The 25,773-nt window shown below is 62.0% G+C and carries 22 protein-coding genes; 5 read left to right on the top strand and 17 right to left on the bottom strand.

Going from position 1 to position 25,773, the window contains the following annotated elements:
- Nucleotides 1–100 precede the first annotated feature (100 nt).
- From ricT to tmk, 3 genes are read right to left on the bottom strand one after another with little or no spacing between them, the layout of a single operon-like run.
- Entirely contained in the window at nt 101–1,801 is a 1,701-nt protein-coding gene (ricT, locus tag AAAV21_RS03015) for a regulatory iron-sulfur-containing complex subunit RicT (RefSeq protein ID WP_349107374.1), read from the bottom strand.
- Nucleotides 1,792–2,919 carry a DNA polymerase III subunit gene (locus AAAV21_RS03010; RefSeq protein WP_349107373.1) on the bottom strand — a complete coding sequence of 376 codons (1,128 nt, stop codon included), beginning with the start codon at nt 2,917–2,919 and terminating at the stop codon, nt 1,792–1,794. The genes ricT and AAAV21_RS03010 overlap by 10 nt, the downstream gene beginning before the upstream one ends.
- A gap of 1 nt (nt 2,920) precedes the next feature.
- Entirely contained in the window at nt 2,921–3,604 is a 684-nt protein-coding gene (gene tmk / locus AAAV21_RS03005; RefSeq protein ID WP_349107371.1) for a dTMP kinase, read from the bottom strand.
- Nucleotides 3,605–3,900: 296 nt separating this feature from the next.
- On the opposite strand from tmk, the gene AAAV21_RS03000 reads away from it, so the two are divergent.
- Complete coding sequence (locus tag AAAV21_RS03000; protein ID WP_349107368.1) at nt 3,901–4,881, top strand: zinc ribbon domain-containing protein; 981 nt, start codon at nt 3,901–3,903, stop codon at nt 4,879–4,881.
- A 144-nt stretch (nt 4,882–5,025) separates the two neighbouring features.
- Here AAAV21_RS03000 and AAAV21_RS02995 read toward each other — a convergent pair whose 3' ends face one another.
- The 7 genes from AAAV21_RS02995 to AAAV21_RS02965 form a co-directional block, all read right to left on the bottom strand.
- Nucleotides 5,026–7,617: a DNA topoisomerase I gene (locus tag AAAV21_RS02995; RefSeq protein ID WP_349107367.1), complete on the bottom strand. Its 2,592-nt coding sequence runs from the start codon at nt 7,615–7,617 to the stop codon at nt 5,026–5,028.
- Between the two features lie 54 nt (nt 7,618–7,671).
- On the bottom strand, nt 7,672–8,355 hold the full coding sequence (gene hypB, locus AAAV21_RS02990; RefSeq protein ID WP_349107366.1) for a hydrogenase nickel incorporation protein HypB: 684 nt from the start codon (nt 8,353–8,355) through the stop codon (nt 7,672–7,674).
- A 55-nt stretch (nt 8,356–8,410) separates the two neighbouring features.
- A complete protein-coding gene (gene hypA / locus AAAV21_RS02985) occupies nt 8,411–8,767 on the bottom strand; it encodes a hydrogenase maturation nickel metallochaperone HypA (protein WP_349107364.1) in 357 nt (118 codons plus the stop codon).
- Nucleotides 8,768–8,773: 6 nt separating this feature from the next.
- Nucleotides 8,774–9,568, bottom strand: a complete 795-nt coding sequence (gene tatC, locus AAAV21_RS02980) for a twin-arginine translocase subunit TatC (protein WP_349107362.1) — start codon at nt 9,566–9,568, stop codon at nt 8,774–8,776.
- Nucleotides 9,568–10,155 (bottom strand): twin-arginine translocase TatA/TatE family subunit, encoded by a 588-nt coding sequence (locus AAAV21_RS02975; protein WP_349107361.1) that lies wholly within the window; start codon nt 10,153–10,155, stop codon nt 9,568–9,570. Before AAAV21_RS02975 ends, tatC begins: the two co-directional genes overlap by 1 nt.
- Before the next feature lie 153 nt (nt 10,156–10,308).
- Entirely contained in the window at nt 10,309–10,623 is a 315-nt protein-coding gene (locus AAAV21_RS02970; RefSeq protein ID WP_349107359.1) for an STAS domain-containing protein, read from the bottom strand.
- A gap of 66 nt (nt 10,624–10,689) precedes the next feature.
- Complete coding sequence (locus AAAV21_RS02965; protein WP_349107358.1) at nt 10,690–11,994, bottom strand: aminotransferase class I/II-fold pyridoxal phosphate-dependent enzyme; 1,305 nt, start codon at nt 11,992–11,994, stop codon at nt 10,690–10,692.
- A gap of 149 nt (nt 11,995–12,143) precedes the next feature.
- On the opposite strand from AAAV21_RS02965, the gene AAAV21_RS02960 reads away from it, so the two are divergent.
- The gene (locus AAAV21_RS02960) at nt 12,144–12,398 is read left to right on the top strand and encodes a hypothetical protein (RefSeq protein WP_349107356.1); all 255 of its coding nucleotides are present in this window, start codon (nt 12,144–12,146) and stop codon (nt 12,396–12,398) included.
- Between the two features lie 372 nt (nt 12,399–12,770).
- Here AAAV21_RS02960 and nhaA read toward each other — a convergent pair whose 3' ends face one another.
- The 3 genes from nhaA to AAAV21_RS02945 all read right to left on the bottom strand — a co-directional run bounded on the left by nhaA (nt 12,771) and on the right by AAAV21_RS02945 (nt 16,439).
- A complete protein-coding gene (gene nhaA / locus AAAV21_RS02955; protein ID WP_349107354.1) occupies nt 12,771–14,129 on the bottom strand; it encodes a Na+/H+ antiporter NhaA in 1,359 nt (452 codons plus the stop codon).
- Nucleotides 14,130–14,395: 266 nt separating this feature from the next.
- A complete protein-coding gene (locus AAAV21_RS02950) occupies nt 14,396–15,319 on the bottom strand; it encodes a manganese-dependent inorganic pyrophosphatase (RefSeq protein ID WP_349107351.1) in 924 nt (307 codons plus the stop codon).
- A gap of 166 nt (nt 15,320–15,485) precedes the next feature.
- Nucleotides 15,486–16,439, bottom strand: coding sequence for an ROK family protein (locus AAAV21_RS02945; protein WP_349107349.1), 954 nt, complete (start codon nt 16,437–16,439; stop codon nt 15,486–15,488).
- Between the two features lie 340 nt (nt 16,440–16,779).
- On the opposite strand from AAAV21_RS02945, the gene AAAV21_RS02940 reads away from it, so the two are divergent.
- Both AAAV21_RS02940 and AAAV21_RS02935 read left to right on the top strand, forming a co-directional pair.
- Nucleotides 16,780–17,499: a GntR family transcriptional regulator gene (locus AAAV21_RS02940; protein WP_349107347.1), complete on the top strand. Its 720-nt coding sequence runs from the start codon at nt 16,780–16,782 to the stop codon at nt 17,497–17,499.
- Nucleotides 17,500–17,567: 68 nt separating this feature from the next.
- Nucleotides 17,568–18,506: a type I phosphomannose isomerase catalytic subunit gene (locus AAAV21_RS02935; RefSeq protein ID WP_349107345.1), complete on the top strand. Its 939-nt coding sequence runs from the start codon at nt 17,568–17,570 to the stop codon at nt 18,504–18,506.
- A gap of 434 nt (nt 18,507–18,940) precedes the next feature.
- On the opposite strand, the gene AAAV21_RS02930 is transcribed toward AAAV21_RS02935, so the two are convergent.
- Nucleotides 18,941–21,841: a UvrD-helicase domain-containing protein gene (locus AAAV21_RS02930; protein ID WP_349107343.1), complete on the bottom strand. Its 2,901-nt coding sequence runs from the start codon at nt 21,839–21,841 to the stop codon at nt 18,941–18,943.
- 289 nt (nt 21,842–22,130) lie between these two features.
- The gene (locus AAAV21_RS02925; RefSeq protein ID WP_349107341.1) at nt 22,131–23,114 is read right to left on the bottom strand and encodes an undecaprenyl-diphosphate phosphatase; all 984 of its coding nucleotides are present in this window, start codon (nt 23,112–23,114) and stop codon (nt 22,131–22,133) included.
- Nucleotides 23,115–23,363: 249 nt separating this feature from the next.
- Here AAAV21_RS02925 and AAAV21_RS02920 point away from each other — a divergent pair, with 249 nt between their 5' ends.
- The gene (locus tag AAAV21_RS02920) at nt 23,364–23,801 is read left to right on the top strand and encodes a universal stress protein (RefSeq protein ID WP_099432243.1); all 438 of its coding nucleotides are present in this window, start codon (nt 23,364–23,366) and stop codon (nt 23,799–23,801) included.
- 222 nt (nt 23,802–24,023) lie between these two features.
- Here the strand turns inward: AAAV21_RS02920 and AAAV21_RS02915 are convergent, their stop codons facing one another.
- A complete protein-coding gene (locus AAAV21_RS02915; protein WP_349107338.1) occupies nt 24,024–25,067 on the bottom strand; it encodes a sensor histidine kinase in 1,044 nt (347 codons plus the stop codon).
- A 9-nt stretch (nt 25,068–25,076) separates the two neighbouring features.
- Complete coding sequence (locus AAAV21_RS02910) at nt 25,077–25,748, bottom strand: response regulator transcription factor (protein WP_349107336.1); 672 nt, start codon at nt 25,746–25,748, stop codon at nt 25,077–25,079.
- Between the last annotated feature and the right edge of the window lie 25 nt (nt 25,749–25,773).

Raw genomic sequence — 25,773 nt, 5'->3', positions numbered from 1 at the left:
CACAACCCTCCCTACGCACTGGGCGCGGGGAGGGCTGCCGATTCATGCATATGCTACCCCGGAGTACTCCGGACAAGGCAAACAAAACCGCGTGCGGGCGCTACTCGCCGGCAGGCGGCTGCGGTGCCGACGAAGACTGGGCCGAACCCTCGCCACCATCATGGCGCGGCTTACGGGAACGACGACGGCGACGGCGCTTTTGGCCCTGGTCGGCCGAGCCCTCGCCGCCACGGTCCTCACGCGAATCGCGCTCGTCACGAGCGGCGCCGCGCGAAGCCTTGGCAGCAGCTCCCCCGCCGTCTCCAGGACGACGGCGCGTGACCTTGACCTCGCCATCCGAAACCTGATCGGCCACGGAGGGCACCGAGGGCTTCTGCTGCGCACCCGACGAGTGGCGACGGCGCGGACGCGGGGTGCGCTCATCCTCGCCATGCGACTTGCCGCCCTTATCGGCAGGCGCATCTGAACCCGAGGCGCCCTTGGGAGCGACGCCGGCCTCGCGAGCGGCTGCGGCACGGAAGGCGTCCTCGCGCTCCTCGCTCGACAGATGACGGCGACGACGGCGCGTGGGATTCATGCCACCACCGCGGTTTTGCTGCTGGGGCTGCTGAGCCTCGCGCTCGCGAGCACCGTTCTTGCCGGCGGCTGCGGCCTCGCCGGCATCGGCAGAGCCCGCACGCTTGCGGCGGCGACGGCCGCCGGCGGCCTCCTCGACCTCGGGCGTCTCGGACTTGCCACGGCCCTTACCGCGACCGCGGCTCTCGCCCTGGCCCTGACCGGCACGGGCATCGGAATCAGCATCGCGGCGACGGCGCTTGGGCATCGATATACCCGCCAGGCGATCAGCGTTCGACAGGCCATCGCCCACGTCGACGCCGTTCTCGCGGTCGAGCTCCATGAGCGCCAGGCGCATCTCGGGCGACTCGATGCGCTCGAGCACGTCGCGCGTCACGCAGTCGGGACGGCAGTTGCAACCCTGCTCGGCTGCCTTCTTTTTGCAGCCCTCCGAGCAAGTCATATCGGCCAGGTTGACCTTAAAGACCTTGCCGTTCTCCAGGCGCAGCACCAGCTGCTCGCGCGGCGTGTCATATTCTTGGATACGCGCCTTGCCAAGCGGCGTATCGATAAGCGTCTTCTTTTTGGGCGCGCGGCTCTTAAAGTCCTTATACGCCTCGAACTCGTAGCGCAGGCAGCACATCAGGCGGCCGCATACACCGCTGATCTTGGACGAGTTAAGCGGTAGATCCTGCTCTTTTGCCATGCGAATCGAGACGGGCTCAAACTGTCCGCCAAAGCGCGTGCAGCAGAGTTCCTGTCCACATTGGGCATAGCCGCCCACCAGGCGAGTCTCGTCGCGCACGCCAATCTGACGCATATCGACGCGAATGTGCAGCGTCGAGGAAAGGTCCTTGACGAGCTGACGAAAATCGACGCGCTCCTCGGCCGCAAAGTAGAACACGGCCTTCTCGCCGCCAAACAGGTACTCGACGCCGACCGGCTTCATCTCGAGGTCGAGCTCCTTGACCAGGCGACGGAAATCGACCATGGCCTCGTCGCCTTGGATGGCCAGATCATCGGCAAGCTGCAGGTCGATGTCGCTCGCCACGCGCAGCACGGGCTTGAGCGGCTGGCCGATCTCGTCCTGCGGCACCTCGAAGGGGTCCGCCGTGACCAGGCCGATCTCGGTTCCGCGCTCGGTGGAGCAGATAGCATAATCGGCCTCGAGGATATCCAGATCCTGCGGGTCGAACCACAGGTCGCGCGAGGCGTAAGTAAACTTAACGGGTACGACTAACGGCATTTCAGTGCCTTCCTGATATCGAACAGCATGACCTCGATGGCCAGCTGGGGAGTAACGTTTCTGGCGATGTTGCGCTCGGCGGTTGCGACCGCTTCGAGCGCCTGGGTGGCACCCGCAACATTGGTCGCGGCGGCAAGCCGACCGATCGTGTCGCGCACATCCTCGTTCACGACGTCGGCCGCCTCATCCTGAAGCGTCAGCAGCACGTCGCGCATGAGCGTCCGCGCGCTCGCCAGCGCTTCCATGATACCCGAACGCTCGCGCGCGTTGAGTTCGCGCTTGTTGCGGTCCTCAAGCTGCTTCAATGCTCCACGCGACAGGTAGTCGGCATTTTGCTCGAGCACCTTTTCCTGCGTGGACTTGACCTCGGCCAACGGCGCCTTGACGGCGACGATGAGCGACTTGGCGCGACTGAGCACATCGGCCTCGTCGGCGGCGATGAGCGAGTCGATGGCACGGACCATCTGACGGCGGGCGTCCTGGCGCTCGGCACTCTTAAGGAACTCGATGCCGCGCGTGGGACTCCCCGCCACGGCGACCGCCATGCGACAACGTGTGAGATCCTGACCCGTCGCGCGGCTCACAGCCTGCGCGGCCACGGCGGGCGACACCAGCCGAAACGGCACACACTGGCAGCGGCTCACGATGGTGGGCAGCATCACGTCTGCCGAGGTGCCCAGCAGGATGAACATGACGCCCTCGGGCGGCTCCTCGAGCGTTTTGAGCAATGCGTTGGCGGTGTTGGCGCGCAGCTGCTCGGCACGGTCAATGATGTAGACCTTGGCCTTGGCGCGGATGGGCGCCAGGGGCACGTCGTCGAGCAGCTCGCGGGTCTGCGCGATGAGATAGCCCGTAGCGCTTTCGGGGGTGTAATAGTGCACGTCGGGGTGCGTATGGCGCGCGACGCGCACGCAGCTGTCGCACGATCCGCAGCCGTCTTGCTCGCACAGGAATGCCTGGGCAAGCGCCCATGCGGCATCGAGCTTGCCGGCGCCGGGAGCGCCCAAAAACAGGTAGGCGTGCGATGCGCGGCCGCTGGCGACGGCGTTGGTCAAAAAGTCGCGCACGCGCTCTTGGGTGTCGAGCTTGGCCAGCAGGCTTGCCTGAGCGGGGGCCATGTTACTCGGCCTCCTTGGCAAGCGCGGCGGCGACAGCATCCTGGGGGATATCGAGACCGTACGCGCGAACCTGCTCGACCGTCTTCTCGAAAACTTCCTCGACGGTCGTAGTGGCGTCGATGAGCTTTACGCGGTTTGGCTCCTCGGCAGCAATGGCGCAAAACCCCTTGTAGACACGCTCCTGGAATGCCATGCCCTTAGCCTCCATGCGATCTGCCGCGCCACGGGCGGCCATACGCAGCGCCGCCTGCTCGGGCGTGATGTGGTAGACGAGCGTGAGCGCCGGGTGCGTTCCCGCGACGGCCAGATTGTTGGCATCGCGCACCATCTGGCGATCGAGACCGTCGGCAAACGCCTGGTAGCAGGTCGTGGAATCGTAGAAGCGATCGCACAGGACCACCTTGCCGGCCGCGAGGGCGGGCGCTATGACCTCGTGCACCAACTGGGCACGAGCGGCCTCATACAGCAGCAGCTCGCAGGTGTCGCCCATCGCCGTATTGGCGGGGTCGAGCAGCAGGGCGCGAATCTTTTCGCTGATGGCGGTGCCGCCCGGCTCGCGCAGGCTCACAACCTGGTAGCCGGCAAGGTCGAGCGCGCGGGCAAGCAGACGCGCCTGCGTGGACTTGCCGGCACCGTCGACGCCCTCGAGCGTGATAAAGCTATGTTGAGCAGGCTCAAAAGCCATGGGCGCAGCCCCTTCCTACAAGGCGCGTAAATGCAGATATATCAACCAAGTCATGATACCCCAGTGCTCGGCACGTCCCAAATCCCACCTAGTCATTGGGGACGTTCTTGAATGACCAGTCGTTTAAGAACGTCCCCAATGACTAAAGGCGCCTTTCCAAAGTTGCGGTGAAATAGGGACTGATTGAAGCTCTGAGACCTCCAAACAGTCCCTATTTCACCGCAACGTATGATGGGGAATTTTGGATGCTGGGTATAATCGTCGTATTGCATTGAAATGTGGCGAAAGGAGTGGCAATGTCTCGGTATTGTGCCTCGTGCGGCAAGCTTCTTGCAGATGATGCCAAGTTCTGCACCTCGTGCGGTGCACCCGTTGAGCAAACAGCCGCGAGCGATAGCCAGCCCGCTTTTGAGCAGACCGGCTCCCTTGATACGCCGCAAGCCAAGGCGGACGACCCCCTCGCCTATAGCCCCGACCCCGCCGCAAGGACCGAGGCCGTCGAGACCACGCAGCGCATACCCGTCGCGAGCGGCTCGCCCCAACAGCAGCCGGCTCCCGCATGCGCGCCCGCTTCGCCACAGACCCCCGCTCCCAAAAAGAGCGGCACCGGGCCGCTTATCGCCGTTATCGTTGTGCTGGTGGCGATCATCATCGCCCTGGTCATCTTCTTTGCAATCAGACCGTTCGACAACGCCGCCACGCAGACGACTGCCGAGGTAGCCAAGCTGCACCATGACGTCGACGACGATGACCTAAAGCCTCTCGGCGATCCCAACAGCCTGTACGACGATGATGACGATGACGAGGATGGCGGCGAAGCAACGCTCTCCGAGCAGAACCTCTACCGTCGCTTGAGCGAATACTACGACCTGCTCGAAGATCTCGACAGCCAGGTCCGTGGCTGCGCGCAGAACTTCAACGGCAACTATCTGGAAGAGGATCGAACCACCCGTCAAAATCTCGCCGACGTCGCCGAGCGCACGGAGGACACCATCGAGCAGTATTACGACATCGTCGAGGACCTGGACGTCCCGACGAGCTCCAAGAACTACAGCTCCTGGAAGGACATCATCGCCCTGTACGACGACCTGGATCACCGCATTGACGCAATCTGTGATGCCTGGGAGATCAGCCTGAAATACGCCAAGCCTGCGGACCACAAGAATGAGATCGTGGCGCCGCTGGCACGCGACAACGTGGCGGGCACCAACGACAATAAGTACCGCCTGGACTTTGAAGACCGCTACCCCGGCGCCGCGCCCGTCGAGGTGAAGTAGCGCTTTGTCGTTCCCGAGCCGGCAGTTAGGAACGTTCCTAAACTGCCGGCAGAAAAGGAACGTCCCTAACTGCCGGATAAAAAACGAGCGAGGATCACGGGACCCTCGCTCGTTTTTGTTTTGGGCAATGTTTCGGCTGCGCCGCTACTTGTCGGCGGCCTTCTTAGCGGTCGTCTTTTTCGCGGCAGCCTTCTTGGCGGTCGACTTCTTAGCGGTCGAAGTCTTCTTTGCCGCCGTGGTCTTCTTCGCCGCGCTCGCCTTGGTCGTGGTCTTGCGCCCACGGGCGGGCTTCTTCTCCTTGGTCGGGCAGTCCATGTTGACGCAGATACGCCACGGACCGCGTGCCGTGTTGACCACCACGATGGGAGCGCCACACTCGGGGCAGGTCTCGCCCGTCGCCTCGAGCTTGCCACGTGCCGGCAGCGGATAGCTCACGCCGCAGTCATCGTAGTTGGTGCAGCGGATAAAGCGCTTGCCGCTCTTCTCGCTCTTGTGCGCGATCAGGTCGCCATGGCGTCCGGCCTCGGCGCACACCTTGCACTCGCCCACTTTAAGGTCGGGCTCGTAGTTGGTGGGGCACGTCGGGTTCACGCAGATCTCGAAAGCCTTCTGGCGGAACGGCTGACACTTAATGCGCGGCGCACCGCACTCGGGGCACACGGCGGCCTCGCCCTCGAGCGGGCTTACCTTGACGCCACTCGGCACCGGATAGGTCACGTCGCAGTCGGGCCATCCCATGCAGCCGATAAAGCTGCCGCGAGTCTTGGCGCTCGTCTTCATAACCAAATCCTTGCCGCACTTGGGGCAGGCGCCCACGCGCGCATCGGCCGTAACGGCGTCGCTGATGGCGTCGCCCAGCTCCTGCGTATGTTTGAGTAGCTCGTCGAGCACGCCGGCCAGCAGCGCGCGCGAGTGCGTCACGACATGCTCTTCGGTGTCCTCGCCGCGCTCCACGCGGGTCATGTCGCCGTCGAGCTCGCTGGTCATGTCGGGGCTCGTGATGCGCGGAGCGAACTGCGACAGCGCGTCGATGATGGCGATGCCCAGTTGGCTCGGCTCCACGGGATCATTTTTGAGGTAGCGCACGGCGTACAGGCGCTCGATGATGCTCGCGCGCGTAGACTTGGTGCCCAGGCCGCGCTTTTCCATCTCCTGCACGAGCTTGCCCTGGCTGTAGCGCGCGGGCGGCTCGGTCTGCTTGGCCTCGAGCTTGATGTCGAACACGTCGACCGTGTCACCCTGCTCCAGCGGCGGCATCTGCTCGTCACGCTTAAGGCCGTACGGATAGGCCTCGCGGAAACCCGGCGTCACCAGTACGTCGCCCGAGACCACGAACGGCTCGCCGTTGACGTCGAGCTCGAGCTTGGTGTTCTCGATGGTCGCGGGACCCATAAGCGTTGCCAGGAAGCGGCGGGCAATGAGGTCGTAGAGTTTGCGCTGGCCGCCGTCGAGCGTGGACGGGTCGCCTTCGCCCGTAGGATAGATCGGCGGGTGGTCGGTGGTCTCGACCTTGCCGCGCGTGGGCTTCATGGGACCGGCGAGCACCTTTTTGCACACAGGCGCCAGCGCCGGGTTGATCTTTGCCAGGTCGCTCACCACGGCACCCAAATCGAGCGTCGCGGGGTACACGGTGTTGTCGACACGCGGGTAGCTGATGAGGCCCGCCATGTAGAGGGACTCGGCGATGCGCATGGTGCGCGCGGGCGAGATGCCCTCAGCCGCAGCGGCAGCCTGTAGCGAGGTCGTAGCGAACGGCGTGGGCGGCTGCTGCTTGCGCGAGCGCTTGGTTACCGCGGCGACGGTCGCCGTCTTGGCGCCGTCGACGTGACCATACGCCGTCTCGGCAGCATCCTTGTCGGTAAAGCGCGCTGTCTTGTGCGCGATCTTAAAGCGATCGTCCTCGGCAGCGCCCTGCGCGGCACCCATGCCGCGAATCTGCCAATAGTCCTCGGGCACAAACGCCATGCGCTCGCGCTCGCGCTCGACCACCAGGGCAAGCGTCGGTGTCTGCACGCGGCCAGCGGAGCGTACGTTGCCAAAGCCGCCGAACTTGGCGAGCGTCAGATAGCGCGTGAGCACCGCACCCCAGATAAGGTCGATGTGCTGGCGGCTCTCGCCAGCGTCGGCCAGGTTCTGGTCGAGCGTGACGAGATTATCGAAGGCGTGCGTGATCTCGGCCTTGGTAAACGAAGAGTACTGGGCGCGGGCGACCGGCAAGTCGGGCGCAACCTCGCGCACCTTGTTGAGGGCGTCCGAACCAATCAGCTCGCCCTCGCGATCGAAGTCCGTGGCGATGATGACACTGTCGGACTTCTTAGCCAGGTTCTTGAGCGAGCGAATGAGTTCCTTCTCGGCCGGTAGTTTAATGACGGGCGCCCAGGTGAGGTAGGGCAGACTCTCGAGCTTCCAGCCCTTAATGGAGATACCGTCGGCAAGGAACGGCTTGCGCTTGGTGTCGTATGGCGGACGGGCCAGGCCGTCGGGCATGTCGGCCGGCAGCATCTCGCCGTCCTCGGTCACCGAATACCAACCCAGCTTTTTATCGAACAGCACGCTGTCGCAAAAATCGGGCGCCAGGATGTGACCGGCAAGGCCGATGGTCACGCACTCCTCGCCCTTCCACTCAAAACGGTAGATGGCGGTGTTGTACACCTTGTCCTTTTTGGGTTTGCCTGTGGACAGACGCTCGGCGATCTGACGCGCGGCGTCGTTTTTCTCGGCGATGATGAGCTTCAAAAGAGGCTCCTATCTCGTGTCTCTGCGGCTACGCCCACCTGTATGGCGGCCGATTTACGCCCTTGCTTGCTCAATCTGCCCGATGAGCCAATCGCACCAGGCATCCATGCCCTCGCCCTTGCGCGCGCTCACGGCAAACCGCGGCGCCTGCGGATTGAGGTCATCGAGTGTCTTAGTATACCTATCCATGTCAAAATCGAAAGCCGGGGCCACGTCGACCTTGTTGAGCAACTGTGCTCCGGAGTGCTGGAAGATACCCGGGTACTTAACGGGCTTGTCGTCACCCTCGGGCACCGAGAGGATCATGATGGACAGGTTCTCGCCCAGGTCAAAGTCGACCGGGCACACCAGGTTACCCACGTTTTCGATAAAGATGACGTCGATGTTTTCCAGACCGACGGCCTGATCGAACGCGTCGACAGCCTCCATGATCATGTTGCCCTCGAGATGGCACAGGCCACCCGTGTTGATCTGGATGGCGGGCATGCCGGCTTCCTTCATGGTGATAGCGTCGACATCCGAGGCGATATCGCCCTCGATAACGGCGCAGCGCAAGCCTGCCTTATCTCGCAGACGCTCGTTGGTGCCCAGGATCGTGGTGGTCTTGCCCGAGCCGGGGCTCGACAGCACGTTAATTACGTAGGTGTTCGTCTGTTCAAAACGCTTGCGCAGCTGATCTGCCAGGCGCTCGTTGCGCGACAGAATCGGCGACGCGATATCAATCGTTTTCTCGGCCATACTCAGCACTCCTTACTTCTGCCCCTTTATACCCCGTCCCCAGATGGCTGATGGGCTAATCGTCGGGGGTTTCGATTTCGATACTTGCAATGTCGAGCTCGCGGCCGTGCAGTAGGCGCACATTGGCGCCGCCGCACCGGGGGCAGCGGCAGTGGAAGCGATCATGATCGAAAACCTCACCGCAGTCCAGACACTCACTTTGCGGATGGACCTCCTCTACCGCAAGCTCGCAACCTTGCGTGAGCGGGTCCTCGTCACGAAACGTCTCCCACGCAAAGTCAAGCGCCTCGCGCACGACCTCGGTCATATCCCCGATACGCAGCGTTACCAAAACGGCGCGCGAGGCCCCCGCCCCACGCGCCGCGCGAATCACTGTATCGAGTATGCCGTTGACAATGCCAACCTCGTGCATACCGATTTACTCCTCATTGTCCTCGTCGTCATCGCTAAAAAAGCCAACGCGACTCGTCGTGAGGGCCTTTTTGCCGCCGCGAGCCACCACGACGATGCGTGTGACTGCGAGCGAGATCTCGTAGAGGGAAAGCATTGCCGCATACATGAGCATCAGCGTGACCGGCGAGGCATCCGGAGTAATGGACGCCGCGACCACAAGCATGCCGACATAGATGTAGCGCCAGGCGGCACGGAATTTGGCATAGGGAACAATCTGGAACACAGCAAGGTAGAACACCGCGATCGGCAGCTCAAAAGAAATGCCAAAGCCAATCATAAGAAGAATCTCGATATTGATGTAGTCCTCGAGATCAGGCAGTGCCGTGGCAATACCGGAGGTCTCGCCAATGAGCCACTCAAAGCCGGCGGGGATAATGATGAGATAGCAGAAAATGGCGCCGATAAAGAACAGAATGGTCGCGACAAGCACCGTGGGTACGACCCACTTGCGCTCGTTGGGACGCAGCGCTGGCAGGAAAAACGCCAAAATCTGCCAGATAATCATGGGCGTGCACATGACTACGGCAACTTTTATGGCAATGCCGAACTTAATGGCGAAACCACCAAGCGAACTCGTGATAAAGAACTTGCCGTCGGGCACGAACGGTGCAATCGGGGCCTTGAGGATATTGACGACCACGGGAGTGGCGAAATACATAACAATCGTCGCGGCCAACACGGATACGACGATGATCGTCAAACGACGACGGAGTTCTCCCAGGTGATCGAGAAGCGGCATTCGAGCAGGTCCGATAGGCATTACTCGTCGCCTCCCTTCGGAGCATCGGTGGTAGCAGTGGTGTCGTCCTCGGCCTCGAGCTCGCGGGCGAGCTGGTCGACGACGGCCTTGCGCTTGCGGGGACGACGGGCGTAGAGGTCAGCCGTCGTGGGCTCCGCCGGCTCGGGGTCGGGCTCTGCGGCGGAAGCGGGCTCGACGGCAGCAGGCTCGCCCTCGGGGGTCTCGGCACCCTCGGCCTCAGTCTCCTCGGCGGTGCCCTCACCCTCGGCGGCACCCTCGCTTGCGGCCTTCTCGGCAGCAAGGCGGGCACGGCGCTCAGCGAAGGTCTCCTTCTTGGCGGGCGACGCCGTCTCGACGGCATCCTCATCCGCATCGGAATCGTCGTCAGCAGCGGCGGCCTTCTTGGGCTTGACCGGGGCCGACGCGGCCTCGCTCACCGGATCGATAATCTCGGACTGAACAACGGCCGTCATTTTTTCCTGCGTCTCGCGGAACTGACGGATGGCACGGCCGATCGTACGGCCCATCTGTGGGAGCTTATCCGGGCCAAACAGCAAAAAGCCGAAGACCACGATGATCGCGAGCTCACCCTCTCCAATACCAAACACACATACCTCCAAGGCTCGATGTGAGTCGAGCCCGCACCGCGCCATTCGGCCGGAACTCGTCTATTCATTCGGTCAAGTATAGCGCCCGGACGCCAAAACGTCCGAGCGCATCACAAACATATGCCAAACGGCATGGCCCTTTTGGGGCAGGGCTTATGCCGCCGTGATCGAAATCTCCTGGTCGACGCCCAGCAGCTGTACCACGCGCATCACCGGAGGCTGCACGTTGACGCAGCTAAAGCGCTTGCCGTGGTCGTCCGCATGGTGCGCGGCACCCACGAGCACGCCAATACCCGTGGAGTCGATGTAGCTCACCTGGGCAAAGTCGAGCTCGACGGCCTCGGTGGGCTGCTCAAGCGCCAGATCGATGGCATTGCGCAGGCTGTCGGCATTAGAAATATCAATCTCGCCGGTCACCTTAATGGTGTAGAGCTCCGGCGTGGGGTTGGTGGAAATACCCAAATCCATGTAAACGCTCCTTTGCGTATCGAGGGTGCGGATAGTACTGGGCGCGGACTTGCGGGGCCCTACGCGTTAGGCGCGCTCGGCGCGCGCGAGCTCGGCAGCGACCAGCTTCACAGCCAGCACCAGGACATCGAGCGCGGCCTCCAGGTCCTCGACCGTGGGGTAGCTCGGCGCAATACGGATGTTGGTATCGCGCGGGTCTTTGCCGTAGGGCCAGGTAGCGCCGGCTGGCGTGAGCTTAACACCCAGCTCGGCGCAGAGCGCCGCAACCTTCTGGGCCGAGCCCTCGGGCCCATCGAAACTCACAAAGTAGCCGCCGCGAGGATGCGTCCAGGTAGCGCAGCCCGTCTCGCCCAGGCCCTCGGTGAGCTTGCGCTCAACCGCCTCAAAGCGCGGGCGCAAGAACTCGGCATGCTTTTTCATGTGCTCCTTGACCGCCTCGATGGTGGGAAGGAAGCGAACGTGGCGCAGCTGGTTGAGCTTGTCGGCGCTGATCAGACCGGCCTTCAGGCGCTTGGAGAACTCGGCAATTACCGCGGGGCTCGCGCCGATAAAGCCGATACCGGCGCCCGGGAAGGTGATCTTGGACGTCGAGGCAAAGGCCACCACGCGGTCCTCGGTGCCCGCCGCGCGGGCAAGGTCAAAGATGTTGGCGAGCTCGTCGGTCTCGTCGTACAGGTCGTGCACGCAGTAGGCGTTGTCCCAGAAGATGCGGAAATCGGGCGCGGCCGTGGGCATCTCGACCAGGCGGCGCACGGTGTCCTCGCTAAAGGTGATGCCCGTGGGGTTGGAATACTTGGGCACGCACCAGATACCCTTGATGGAATCATCGGCGGCAACGAGGCGCTCGATCTCGTCCATATCGGGGCCGTTGTCGGTCATCGCGACGGGAACGTTCTCGATGCCCAGGTCGGCGGTGATGCCAAAGTGACGGTCGTAGCCGGGGACGGGGCACAGGAACTTGACCTTCTTGCCGTCGTGCGCGGCCTCGTAGGCGTCCCAGGGCTCGCTGCCGCACGAACCGCAACGCCAGAACATGCCGGCGATGTCGTGCTCGATCAGGAGGCTCGACGAACCCAGCACGAGCGTCTGCTCGGCGGGGCAGCCCAGGAACTCCCCTGCCAGTTTGCGTGCCGAGGGAATGCCCTCAAAGCAGCCATAGTTGGAGCAGTCGACGTTGCCGTCGTGCAAATCGGCATCGGCATTGAGGATATCGAGCATAGGGCGAGAGATGTCCACCTGGGCGGGTGACGGCTTGCCGCGAGCCATGTCGAGCGCCAGGCCCTTGGCCTTGACCTCGGCAACCTCGGCTTTGAGCGCCTCGATGGCGGCATCGAGCTCGGTGGTTTCCATCTTCTGGTAGATCGTCTGCATGGGTGCGACCTTTCACGAAGCGGTACGTTGCAGTTCGTCTAAGTATAGACCGCCACCGCCGCAACGATATGAAGCCGTGATAGATTAAGTCCATCGCAATGAATTACGAATCGCCGCGCATGCCGGCGTGGGGCGCCCAAGGAGGCACTATGGAGTACGGATCGTTTAGGGCCGAGGAATTCGGCGACCTGCAGCGCCTGGTCGACGGACTGTTTTACGATCGCCGCGCCATCGACCGCCTGGATCTGATCGTACAGGCCGAAATCTTGGACCTGGCGCCCGACCTCATGGAGATCGTCAACCTGCTGCCGCCCGGCTATTACGACCGTCAGTCCCTTTGCGACCAGCTCAACTCGGCCCTAGCCGCCCACGGCTGGGGCGCCGTCTACGGCACCGTGGAATAAACCTCGAGGCCGACGATTTGGCCCGTTTCCCAACCCTGGCGAGGCTTGTTTTAGGGCTTGTGGCCAAAAAAGGGCAAATATGAGTACTGTTACCTTTTTAGTAGCAGCGATTAGGCCCCAAATCGGCGTTTTTGCGCCTGGATTTTCTTTCCGAGCAGTAGCTATCGCCAAATTGGAGTCAAGCGATTACTTGTTAACATACAGATAACATGATTGTGTTCATTATTTTCCACACCTAAAATGAAACGCCGTTTGTGACAGTACTCACAAACGGCGTTTTTTGACCACTGGCGTGTCTGGCAGGCGGCAATTACCGCCCGAATCCGCATTTTGAACGCGCCCGAATCGGTTCTGGAGCCGGCTTTCGCGCTCTTACTCGTCCTTGTGCGCGGGGTGTTTGCAGACCACGCTCATGTAGATCATGCCGAGCACGGCAGCGGTGACCGAACCGGCAAGAATAGCGGCCTTGGCAGCCAGGACCTCGAACTGGGCCGTCGGGAAGGCGAGGCCGCTGATGAGGATCGACATGGTAAAGCCGATGCCGCCCAGAATGCCCACGCCGGCGATCATGTGCCAGTTGACGTTGCGCGGCAACTGGCAAGCTTTGAGCTTAACCAGAGCAAACGTCATGCCAAAGATGCCGATCGGCTTGCCCAGCAGCATGCCAAAGTACACGCCGAGCGTCACCGGGTCGGTGAGCAGCGTGCTCATGTCCACGCCCACCAGGCGAACCTGTGCGTTGACAAACGCAAAGATCGGCAGGATCACAAAGTTGACCGGCGTGGAGATCAGGCGCTCCATACGGATGAGCGGCGGGGTGACGCGGTGCATGACGCGCTCGACCTTGGTGGTCGAGACGGTAAAGTCGTGCTGGCCCAGGATGTGTGCCTCGTCGTCGTAGCGGTCGTCGAGCAACGGCAGGCATTCGCCCAGCCAATCAGTGAGGCTATCGAGCTTGACGCCACACTTAGCCGGGATGGTAAAGGCCAAGATGACGCCGGCGAGCGTGGCATGCACGCCGCTCTTGAACATGCAGAACCACAGCAGCAGACCCAGTACCGAATACGGGGCAAGGCGGTAATGCTGCGTCTTGTTGAGCCACACGAGCGCGCAGGTCACAAGCGCGGCGGCACCCAACCAAAACGGGTTGGGGCTCTGACCGTAGAAGATGGCGATGGCGGCGATAGAGATCAGGTCGTCGGCGATGGCGAGCGTCGAGAAGAACACGCGCACGCCGTTGGGCACGCGGTTACCCAAAAGCGACAGCACACCCAGCGCAAAGGCAATATCGGTGGCCATGGGGATAGCCCAACCGTTGCGGGCGCCGGCATGGTTAAAGATGAGGTAGATGCACGCGGGAACGACGACGCCGCCCACGGCCGCCAGCATGGGAAGCATGGCCTGACGCGGATTCTTGAGCTCGCCGACCGTCATCTCGTACTTAAGCTCAATGCCCACCAACAAAAAGAAAATCGCCATGAGGAAGTCATTGACGAAAAGCTCAACGGTGAGACCGGCCGTAAGGTTGCCCAGACCCACATACAACGGGGTCTCCAAAAAGTGATGGATGGCCTCGTAGGCATCGGTATTGGCGCAGATGACGGCGGCGATGGCGGCGAAGACCATGACGGCGGCGGAAATCGTGCCGTTCTCGGCAATGCGCTCCCAAATGTCGTGACGCTCAAAACGTTTGCGTTCACGAACGTTAAACAGCTGCTCGGGTGCTGCCATGGGCGGCTCCTTTCACGGGAAGGCTCCCGTCTTAAAAAAGCACGGCCCGCCCAGATGGCGGCGCCGCGCTCTAACGTATTACGCTTGCATCTAGCCTACCCTGCGCGACAAGCACGCAGGCGTGGCCGAAAAGCGGAACCACAGGTTGAACATTATTTGCTCAACGGCACGAGCACGCCTGTCCAAGAGACGACGCGGCGCTGTGCACAAAAAACGACCGGAGCGCGGGGCTTCCGCGATCCGGTCGTCGGTGTTAGGTCAAAAACCTAGCAGGCAGCCATGATGGGGGCAGCGACCTGCTTCTTACGGGAAAGAACGCCCGGCATCCAGACGCCATCATGCTCGTCGGCGATGCCCAGGCCCTTCTGAGCGGCCTCGGTCTCGCCCTCGAGCAGGACCTGCGAGCCCTCCTCCATGATGTCGGTGATGCACAGGACGATGCCGTCGGCATCCTTCTCGGCGGCATAGGCGCGCATGGCCTCGCGAATCTCGTCGATCATGCCGAGCGCACGGCTCTTGTCGACGGTCTCGTACTGGCCGATGAGCAGCTTCTTGCCGGCGGGCTCGAACATCTTGATGTCGTTGCCGACCATCTCGGCTGCGGTGAAGGAGCCGGACGGACGGGTAAGGAAGACCTCCATGCCAAACTTGACCGGATCGACGCCCACCTGCTCGCCGAGCTTGGCGGCGACGGCGCGGTCGACATCGGTGGTGGTGGGGCTCTTGAGCATGAGCGTGTCGGTCATCATGGCCGAGAGCAGCAGCTTGGCCTGGACGTCGGAAAGCTCAACGCCGAGCACGCCGGCGAGCTTGGTGACGATGGTGCAGCTGGAGCCCCAGGGCAGGCAGATGTAGTGCAGCGGGCCGGCGGTCTCAAAGTCGCCGATGCGGTGATGGTCGACGACACCAAAGACCGTGGCGTCCTTAAGACCGGCGACGGACTGGGCGGACTCGTTGTGGTCGGTAAGGACGACGAGCTGACCGGCCTCGACGGACTCGATCACGCGGGGCTCGGCGATGCCGGCGTCGGCGAGCAGCTTGGCGGACTCGGCCGGAAGCTGGCCCAGGGCACAGGCCTCGTAGGTGTTGCCGGCATACTCAACCTGGTTGAGCAGCTGGGACAGGACGACGGCGCTCATGATGGCGTCGTTATCGGGGTTCTGGTGACCAAAGACAAGAACGTTTGCCATGGATATCCTCCACTTGATATGTGTACTTGGACGTAGCTATGGTATCACGCTGGCGCCGAGCCTTCTGAGACGGAAGGGCCGCGGCACAATTTGGGGCAAGTGTTGGGGCGAAGTCTGCCCCCTTTGCACCATGTTGGTGCAAACTAACCTGTCCCCCTTGCACCAGCTATTTGCCGGCAGCGCGCAGGGCTACGTAGGCGGCACCGATGATGCCGGCGTCGTTGCCGAGCGAGGCGACCTTAATGGGCGTCTCGCGCGAGGCAGAAAGCGCGTAGCGCTGGAAGTACTCGCGAGCCTTGTCGAGGTAGACATCGGCCGAAGCGGAGGCGCCGCCGCCGATGAGGAACATCTCGGGATCGACCACGTTGGCAATAAGCGCCAGTGCGCGACCGAGATAGTCGGCCATGGTATCGGCCGCGGCCAGCGCAAGCTTGTCGCCCTCGCGGCAGGCCTGGAACACGTCCTTGGAATCTGAGGGGCCGGTGAGCTCGATGGGCTCGACGCCCGCTTTCTTGCACTCGGCAAGGTAATTGCTCACCACGCCGGTGGCGCTGGAATACTGCTCCAGGTGGCCATGGCCGCCGCAGCCGCAGGTGCGCTCCTCTTCGGGGTTCAGGCACATGTGGCCAATCTCGCCGCCGGCGCCCACAACGCCCGACACCACGTCGCCGTTAACGATAACGCCGCCGCCCACGCCGGTACCGATGGTGACCATCACCACGTTCTGCACGCCCTTGGCAGAGCCGAGCCAGGCCTCGCCCATGGCAGCGGCGTTGGCATCGTTCTCGTACTTAACGACCGCGTCGGGGCAGTGCTCCTGAATGGCGATCCTAAGCTCGGGCAGGTTAATGGCAATGTTGGCCTTGACCTTGGCATCGCCCGAAGCCGGGATGGGACACGGAACAGCCAGGCCAATGCCCGCCACAAAGGCGCGCGGAATCTGTGCCTTGGCGACCACCTGGTCGATCGCCTCGGTCACCGCGGCAAAGCCCGCAGCATCAACGATGGGAGGCGTGGGCACGCTGGCCTTGGCAAGCAGGTTACCGTCCTCATCGAACAGGCCCTCCTTAACCGAAGTGCCGCCGACGTCAATGCCGATGTAGTACTGCTTAGGTTCCATGGGAGCCCACCTTTCTCGTTTAAACATTGCCTGTATGGTACCGCTCCCCAGGCAAAAACCTGCCAAAAAGGGACAGGTTTGTTTTGGCAGGTTTTATCTGGGGAAACGCAAGGCATGAGATTCGGTTCGCTGGGCGGCAAAACGGCCCAGCCCCGTCCTCGAGCCGATCAATTTGCTCAATACCACATTATTCGAGTGCATATTCATTTGGAGCGCTCTAGTTTTTAAAGAGAAGCGGCTTTAAATAATATCTTTCTCGAACTTTTCAAAAACGCAATAGGGATGCTTAGGTGTTGACTATACTTTCTTTTGTACTCAATCAAGCTGGAAAGGGGGTTCCATGATTCCCAAATACGAGGCGATAGCTGCGGATATTCGTCGAAGCATCGAGGACGGCGCTCTTAAGCCGGGCGATAAGCTGCCCACCGTCGTTGAGTTCTGCGAGCTCTATAGCGTTTCTAAAATTACCGTCAAACGAGCTATCGAGCGAATCACCGAGGAAGGCCTTATTACCAGCCGGCGCGGATCGGGCACCTACGTTAAGGACACGGCGGGGCTTCCCGGCAAGGCGTTTTTCCAGGGCAAGAGCGACCGTACCCAGGGCTTTTCGCATGAGTACCGCGGGGAGAAGGTGAGCTCGGTGGTCTATGATTTCTCGATTGTTAATCCACCAGCGGACGTTGCTGCCCAGCTGGGAATTGCCGAGGATGACTTTGCCTACCACATCGTGCGCGTACGCCAGGTTGACGAAAAGCCCATCGTTATCGAGTACACCTACATGCCCCTCGAGCTGATTCCGGGCCTTAAAAAGAAGGACCTGTACGGATCGGTCTACAGCTTCATCCGCGAGCAATGCGGGCTGAAGATTTCGAGCTTCCACCGCACCATCCGTGCCGTAGCGGCAACCGAGGAAGAGGCCGAGCGCCTGGACACCAAGCCCGGCTCTCCCCTGCTCGAGCTCAACCAGATTGGCTTTTTGGATAGCGGCACCGCCTTTGAGCATTCGATCTCGCGCAATGTTGGTGACCGCTTTGAGCTGCACAACGTAACGTTGGCATAGTTTATGTAGTCATGCGGGCGCTCGTTTTGGCTCATTTAGAGCGGGCGGCCGCGCAACACCATGGGGGTATGAACATGTCCGATTTGATTAAACTGACGCCGATCTTCCACGAGAAGATTTGGGGCGGCCGCCAACTCGAAACCGTATTTGGTTACGACATTCCCGAGGGTCCCATCGGTGAGTGCTGGGCCATCTCGGCCCATCCCAACGGCGACTGCCAGATTGCGGAGGGCCCGTATGCCGGCCACACGCTGTCGTGGCTGTGGGCCGAGCACCGCGAGCTCTTTGACAACTGCGAGGGCAAGGAGTTCCCGCTGCTCATTAAGATTCTGGACGCCAAGGACGACCTTTCGATCCAGATTCACCCCAACGACGAGTACGCTGCCGAGCACGAGAACGGCAGCCTGGGCAAGACCGAGTGCTGGTATGTGCTGGACTGCGAGCCCGGTGCCACGATCATCGTCGGCCAGCGCGCCAAGGACCGCGCCGAGGCAGCGCAGATGATCGAAGATGGCCGCTGGGACGACATGCTCAACGTGCTGCCGATTCACAAGGGCGACTTTTTCCAGATTGACTCCGGTACCGTGCACGCTATTAAGACCGGTACGCTCATTTTGGAGACGCAGCAGTCGAGCGATGTGACCTATCGCCTGTACGACTACGACCGCCCCGGCACCGACGGCAAGCTGCGCCCGCTGCATATTGAGCAGAGCCTCGACTGCATCGATTTTGATGTTCAGGCGCCGACCGACGGCACCGTGACCGCGCCCGAGGTCGACGGCGTGACCGAGCTCGAGTCCAACCCCTGCTACACCGTCGATCGCGTGCGCGTCGACGGCAGCAAGACCCTCGAGCAGCGCTGGCCCTTCATGTGCCTGTCGGTCATCGACGGCGAAGGCACCGTCTGCGGCGACCCCGTCCACAAGGGAAGCCACCTCCTGGCCCCCAGCACCGTGAAGTCCATTGACCTCGAGGGCAAAATGGAGCTGATCATCAGCCACCTGTAAGCCACCGGTCCCCAAGTGCTCGCCGGGACGGGCGCGGGGATTGGTCGCCTGCTCGGGCAGTCCTGCTCGCACGGAGAGCACATTAAGTGCTCTCCGGCTCGTGCGGAACTCGCGATCGACCAAACCCCGCGCCCGTCCCGGCGAGCCTCTGGCTAGCAACAACAACCCAAACGCAAGAAGGGGCTCCCCCGCCCATCAACGAGGGAGCCCCTACTCGTATCTATATATCAGCCCACCCGGCTCTCCAGACCAAAAAGCGAACGAGCAGAGCGACGTTCGTCCAGCAACGTTACCCAAGGACCTGGGCGGGCGTATGGGGCAACATCGATCGCGAGTTCCGCACGCAAAGGAGGCCACTTAATGTGGCCTCCGTCTTGCGCAGGACTGCCCGAGCAGGCGATGTTGCCCCATACGCCCGCCCAGGTCCGCTGGGATTACGACAGCTTGACGATCGGTGCGAAGCCCTTCATAAGCTTTTTGGTCTGGCCGGTCTTTTCGAACTGGACCTCGATCATGTCTCCAGCAACCGAGATCACGGTGCCCGTGCCAAAGGTCTTATGACTCACGGTATCGCCCGCGGCAAAGTCCTGCGACGCGCTGGCGCGATCGACCTTGCGCTCCACCGTCGGGGACACCTTAGATGATGGCTTTTTGGCTCGCGGCGCGCCCGAACCAAAGGTCGAGGCAACACGGCCGGCGTCGGGCGAAACCCCACGATGGCGCTCGGTGCCATAAGTGCTGCCGCCAAAGAAATCGTCGAAGCTCGATCCGCCGCGCGAAGCGGAACCGCCGGTCGAGCGCGTATGCGAACCGAACACCTTGCCGCCATACATATCCGAGCCCATGCCCGAGCCAAAGGTGCCGTGACGGTCGCCGCGCTTCTCCCAGCCCGTGCCCTCAAAACCGGCAGAACCGATACCGCTAAACTCGATATCCTCAAACGGAATCTCGTTGAGGAAGCGCGAGCGCGGGTTGGCAGAAGTCGAGCCGTAGGTGCGGCGCGTGGCCGCATAGGTCAAGAACAGACGCTTGCGAGCACGCGTAATGGCGACGTAGGCCAAGCGACGCTCCTCCTCGAGCTTGCCCGGATCGTCACTACCGCCAAAGTCGTGCACATGCGGGAAGATGCCTTCCTCCATGCCGGCCACGAACACCGCGGGGAACTCCAGGCCCTTGGCGGAGTGAATGGTCATCATGGTGATGGCATGCGTCTCGCCGGCCAGGGAATCCAAGTCGGAGCGCAGGGCCAGCCACTCCATGAGAGCGGGCAGCGCCTTGCAGGTGAGCGGGCCGTAGGTGCGCTCAATCTCGTCAGCATGCACGGCACCGGCGGGCAGCTCTGTCGGCGCGGCATACGCGTTACCCGCGATGGCGGCGGCCAAGGCATCCTGCGGAGACAACGCCGGAGCGGCCAAGCTATCGAGCGGATTGGAGCCCGCGGCATCGCGCGCGCCAACGAGCGCCTCAAACGAAGACACGGGCGCAGACGGGCCGGGCTCGGGCGCAGGTGCGCCCACCACAACGGGCTCGGGCTCAGCGTCGGCAGGCACATCGGCAACACCGGCCGCGCGCAGCTCTTCCAAGCTCTCGAGCGTACCTTCGATATCCTCGTGCGTCTCCTCAAATTCGGCAGCGACGCCCAGGAATTCCTGGATGTTCTCGGCGCGACTCTCGGACTCCATGGTGCCCTCGGCACGGAACGCCTGCAGCAGGCCCGTCTTGTCGACAATCATCTCGACGACGTCCTTGAGCTCGCCGTCCATGCGCCGGCCCTCGCGCACCAGCGCCACAAAGCTCGACAGGCCGTTGCGCACCTTGGCGCTAAACATGCCCGTCTCGGCCGTCGCAATCTCACAGGCTTGGAAGAACGAGCAGCGGTTGTCGCGTGCCAGCTGCTCAATCTTTTGAATCGAAGTGGAGCCGATGCCGCGGCGCGGCGTGTTGATGACACGCTTGACGCTCATCTCGTCGGCCGGGTTCACGATCATCTTGAGGTAGGCCATGACGTCGCGGATCTCGGCGCGGTCGAAGAATCGCGTGCCGCCGACGATCTTGTAGGGCACGCCCGCGCGCAGGAACATATCTTCGAGGATACGCGACTGGGCGTTGGTGCGATAGAACACAGCGATGTCGTCGTAGCTCGTGCCCTTGGAGTGCAACTTTTCGATCTCACCGGCAATCCAGCGGCCCTCGTCGCGCTCGTCGCTTGCCTGGAAGGCCTGGATCTTCTCGCCATCGCCCTCAGCCGTAAACAGACGCTTGTCCTTGCGTTGCGAGTTGTGGCGCACCACGGCATTGGCAGCGCTCAGGATGTGACCCGTGGAGCGATAGTTCTGCTCCAGCTTGACGGTCTTACAGTTTTTAAAGTCCTTCTCAAAGTCCAGGATGTTGGTGATGTCGGCGCCGCGCCAGCTATAAATGGACTGGTCATCGTCGCCTACGACCATGAGATTTTGGTATTTGGCGGCCAGCAGGTTGGCGATCTCGTACTGGACGTGGTTGGTGTCCTGATACTCGTCGACGCTAATGTAGCGGAAGCGCTCCTGGTACTTGTCGAGCACCTCAGGGCGGGTGCGCAACAGCTCAAGCGCGCGCACGAGCAGGTCGTCAAAGTCCATCGCGTTGGCGGCGCGCAGGCGGCGCTCCAGCTCCATATAGACCTGTGCGGCCTTTTTGTCGTTGGGGCTATCGGCACTCTTGAGCATGTCCTCGGGGCCGATCATGGCGTTTTTGGCCGAGCTGATCTTGCTGCGGATCATGTTGATGGGGAATTGCTTTTGCTCGATGCCGAGCGCCTGCATAATGTCACGCACCATGCGCTTGGAATCGTCGTCATCGTAGATGGTGAACTGACCGGTGTAGCCCAGCAAGTCGGCGTCCTCGCGCAGCATGCGCACGCACATGGCATGGAAGGTGCACACCCACATGCCGCGGGTACCGCTGGGGATAAGTACCGCCAGACGCTCGCGCATCTCGGCCGCGGCCTTGTTGGTAAACGTGATGGCAAGGATCTGCCAGGGCTTAACGCCCAGGTCGCCGAGCATATGGGCGATGCGGAAGGTCAGGACGCGGGTCTTGCCCGAGCCAGCACCGGCAAGGACCAGCAACGGACCCTCGGTCGTCAGGACGGCCTCGCGCTGGGCGGGGTTAAGACTGTCGATGTCGACAAGCGGCTTAGCGGACTTGGGTGCCGGCGCGGGAGTGTCGTAGATGTCGAGCGGGACGAGCTCGGGCTCCGGCACGGCGGGGGCGGTGTACGCATCGAGCGGCACGGGTTCCGGCGCGGGCGGCACGGGTACCGCGGCATTCTTTTCCCAGGGCAAAGGCTGGGTCATGGGCGACTCCTCATCTGACGGACGGCGCGCCTGCGGGCAGCGCCATAGCTTGAGCCGTACCAGTATACCGAGCCGCGCGGACACCGACGCAAATCACACCGCGACTCCGTGCGCCACCGTACGACCCGCCCCAACGGATTTGGCGCATTGGGGTCAGGTTAGTCTGCACCATGTTGCTGCGAAGTAACCTGACCCCAATGCACCAAAAAAGGCGGCATAGACCTTTTGGTCATGCCACCCTCTTTGAATAACAAGTTGCCGCTCTGGCCGCCGCGCAGCGTCAACCAAGTTACAGGCCGAGCATAGGCTCCAGAACGAAGAAGTACGCGAGCACCACGATACCCAAGACAATGCGGTAGACGCCGAAGCACTTGAAGTCGTGACGACGGACAAAGCCCATGAGCCACTTGATGGCGATGAGCGAAACCACAAAGGCGACGATGCAGCCCACGCCCAGGATGGCGACCTCGTTGGCACCAAACGTACCGCCCTTAACGAAGTACTTGACCAGCTTAAGCGCACTCGCACCAAACATGACAGGGATAGCCAGGAAGAACGTGAACTTGGACGCCACCGAGCGCGTGCAGCCCAGCAGCAGGCCTCCGATAATGGTGGAGCCGGAGCGCGATGTGCCCGGCACCAGCGACAGAACCTGGAAGCAGCCAATGCCCAGCGCGGTCTTCCAGCTTAGGTCCTCGAGTGTCGCAATGGAGCCAAAGTCGAGGTCTTCGCCATCGTTGCCCGAATCCTCGGCGGCAGCCGCAGCAGGCGCTGCAAAGTGCGCACCGGCGGGACGCCCGCCCGCCACCACGGCACGCGAACCAAACGAACCGGCAAGAGCGGCCTGGTCGCGCTTGTTCGCGCGCCAGTTCTCGATCACGATGAACAGCACACCGTAGACGATGAGTGCCAACGCCACGACGGGAGCGTTGTAGAAATGCTCCTCCATCCAGTCGTTGAGCGGCAGGCCAATCGCCGCAGCGGGAATACAGCCGAGCACAATCTTGCCCCACAGCACCCATGTGTCGCGACGACTCTCCTTGCCCTTGCTGGGCGAGAACGGGTTGAGGTCGTAGAAGAACAGCACACAGACGGCCAATATGGCACCAAGCTGAATCACGACCAGGAACATGTTCCAGAACGTCTCGCTCACGTTCATCTTGACGAACTCGTCTACCAAGATCATGTGGCCCGTCGACGAAACGGGCAGCCATTCGGTAATGCCCTCGACCAGGCCCATGAAGGCAGATTTTAGAAGCTCGATAATATCCAAAGGGACCCCCTCGTTTAACACCCGCCGGTAGATGTTCTGCGGACGATGCGGGCGATGTCCCATTATCAACCGTTGGCGGTGCGACCGCGCCTACCCTTACCAAAAATCTTGTCCGTTCACAGAATTGCAGGCGGTCAAACCGAAATCCTTGGGTATAACTGCAACAAGATAAAGTGTCCGGCGGTCCGCGCATCCGCGGCCGCCCGACGCACGAGCCCTGCGCCCGTGCGATAGACCAAGGAGGAAACCATGAACGAGGGCTACACCAAGGTATTTGTTTCACTCGACGGTACTGAGCAGCAGGATTTTGTGCTCGCACGCGCCATCAAGGTGGCCGCAAACAACGGCGCAAAGCTGATTATCGGTCATGTGATCGACTCCACGGCGCTCGAAAGCGCGGGGGCTTACCCAGTCGACTTAGTCAACGGCTTGGAGGAGGCCTTTAACAACTCCATCGCGAAGCAACTCGAGGAGGCCAAGGCTAATCCCGATATCCCCGAGGTCGAAGTCATGATTCGCGCCGGTCGTATTCGTGAGACGTTGAAGGACGAGATGCTCGACGTGGTCAAACCCGATCTGGTGCTCTGCGGCGCCCGTGGTCTGTCCTCGATTAAGTACGCGCTCCTGGGTTCGATTTCGACGTTCCTGCTGCGCAATACGGACTGCGACATTCTGGTCGTGAAGTAGCGTTGCTCCCACCGGCCGCGGGGCCTGCGGGGTTTCCGCGGGCACGTCCTCGCCGCGTTGCGGCTGCGGGATGTGCCCTTAGGAAACCCCTCCCGGCCCCGCGGCCTTCGCAGCCTTACTTCAGCGAGTTGGCTGATAGAAAAATGGCGTGCCGCCCCGGTTGGGGCGGCACGTTTTTCATGGGCGGCACGTTTTTGTTTGGGCGGACGTCTGCCGTGTGCGCTACTCGAAATATTGGAACTTGTTCGTCGAGAAGGCGAATGTTACGACGAAGCCTTCGCCCAGCTCCGATGCTGCGGTGACGTCGATGCCCATCTTGGAGCACAGGCGCGCCACCAGGTAGAGGCCGATGCCCGTTGCGCGCTTGGCGGCACGGCCGTTGTCACCGGTAAAACCCTTCTCGAACACGCGCGGCAGGTCGGCCGCGCTCACGCCGCAGCCGTTGTCCGCGACGGTAAGCTCGATGCGCTCGCTCGCCAGGCCCTCGTCCAACAACGCGCCCGAAAACACGATCTTCGCGCCATCCTCGCGCGCATATTTAATGCTGTTCTGAATGAGCTGGCCCAGAATAAACTCGAGCCACTTCTCGTCGGTAAAGACCTCAAAGTCGAGGTTCTCGCACACCGGAGCCACGTGCGCCGCGATGAGCTCGCGCGCGTTGGCTTTAATCGCACCCGTCACCAAGGTTTTGAGATCCCAGCGGCGAATCAGGTAGTCGCGCTCCACGACTTCCGAGCGCGCGTAGTACAGCGCCTGGTCGATATAGCGCTCCACGCGAGCCAGCTCGCGGCCCAAATCATCCACGCGCGACAGGTCGTCTTCACTGCCGTCCAGGTTTTCCAAAATCAGATGGGCCGCCGCCAGGGGCAACTTGGCCTCGTGGACCCAGCTCTCGATATAGTCGCGGTAGTCATCGGTCTGGCGTCGGCCTTCCGCCACCTCATCGCAGGCGGCTTTGCCCACGCGACGCAAGACCTCGTATTCGAGCTCGCCCTCGGCATAGGTCGGGCACTGGACCATCTCCTGTACCCATGCGGGGCTTTCCAGCTCCTCGGCCGCGCGCTCCAGCTGATGCAGAAAACGACGACGGCGCACATATTCGATCACGATACCCAGCATGCCAAAGATAAAGGACACACCGACCGCCACGACCACGATAGATGCCGGGGCCCCGGCAACCGTCAGCACAAAGCAGCTCAGCAGCACGCCGCACGTCCACACGGCAACGGGCAGCAGCGCATCTTTAAAGAACTTGCCAAACGACATAGCTGGCACCTAGACCGAATAGCCCTGGCCGCGATGCGTGGTCAGATACCCCTTGACGCCGATCTTGTCGAGCGTGGTGCGCAGGCGGTTGATGTTGACGGTGAGCGTGTTGTCGTCCACGAAGGCATCGGAATCCCACAGGTCCTGCATGATGGCCGAGCGCGAGACGATCTTGCCCGCGCGGCTCAGAAGCAGCGAGAGGATACGCAGCTCGTTTTTGGTGAGCTCAGTGCTAGTGCCGGTTTGCGTGTTGGTGGCCATGGAGCGGGCGAGGTCGAGCTCCAATCCCTTGTGGACGAGCGTGCTGCGCTCGCCTGCCGCCGCGGTGCGACGCAGCAGTGCGTTGATGCGCGCCACGAGCACGCGCGCGCTATAGGGCTTGGGAACAAAGTCGTCCGCGCCGAGCGTCATGGACATGACCTCGTCGATCTCGGTCGTGCGCGACGTGAGGACGATGATGGGGACCTCGGATTCGCGACGGACTTCGTGGCAGATGTGCTGGCCGTCTTTGACGGGAAGCGTCAGGTCGAGCAGCACCAGGTCGGGCGCGGCGGCGAGAATATCGCGCGAGACATGCTCGAACGACTCACAAGCCTCGACCTCAAAACCGGCACGGGCAAGGATGTCGGCAAGCTCGCGACGAATGGGCTCGTCGTCCTCAACGATATAGATCAGCGCCATGGATTCCGCTCCCCTCCTGGTTGTC

The sequence above is a fragment of the Collinsella sp. CLA-AA-H302 genome (assembly GCF_040093305.1).
GTDB lineage: Bacteria > Actinomycetota > Coriobacteriia > Coriobacteriales > Coriobacteriaceae > Collinsella.
Note: the sequence above shows the minus strand (reverse complement) of the source record. Positions and strands in the feature narration are given on the sequence as shown.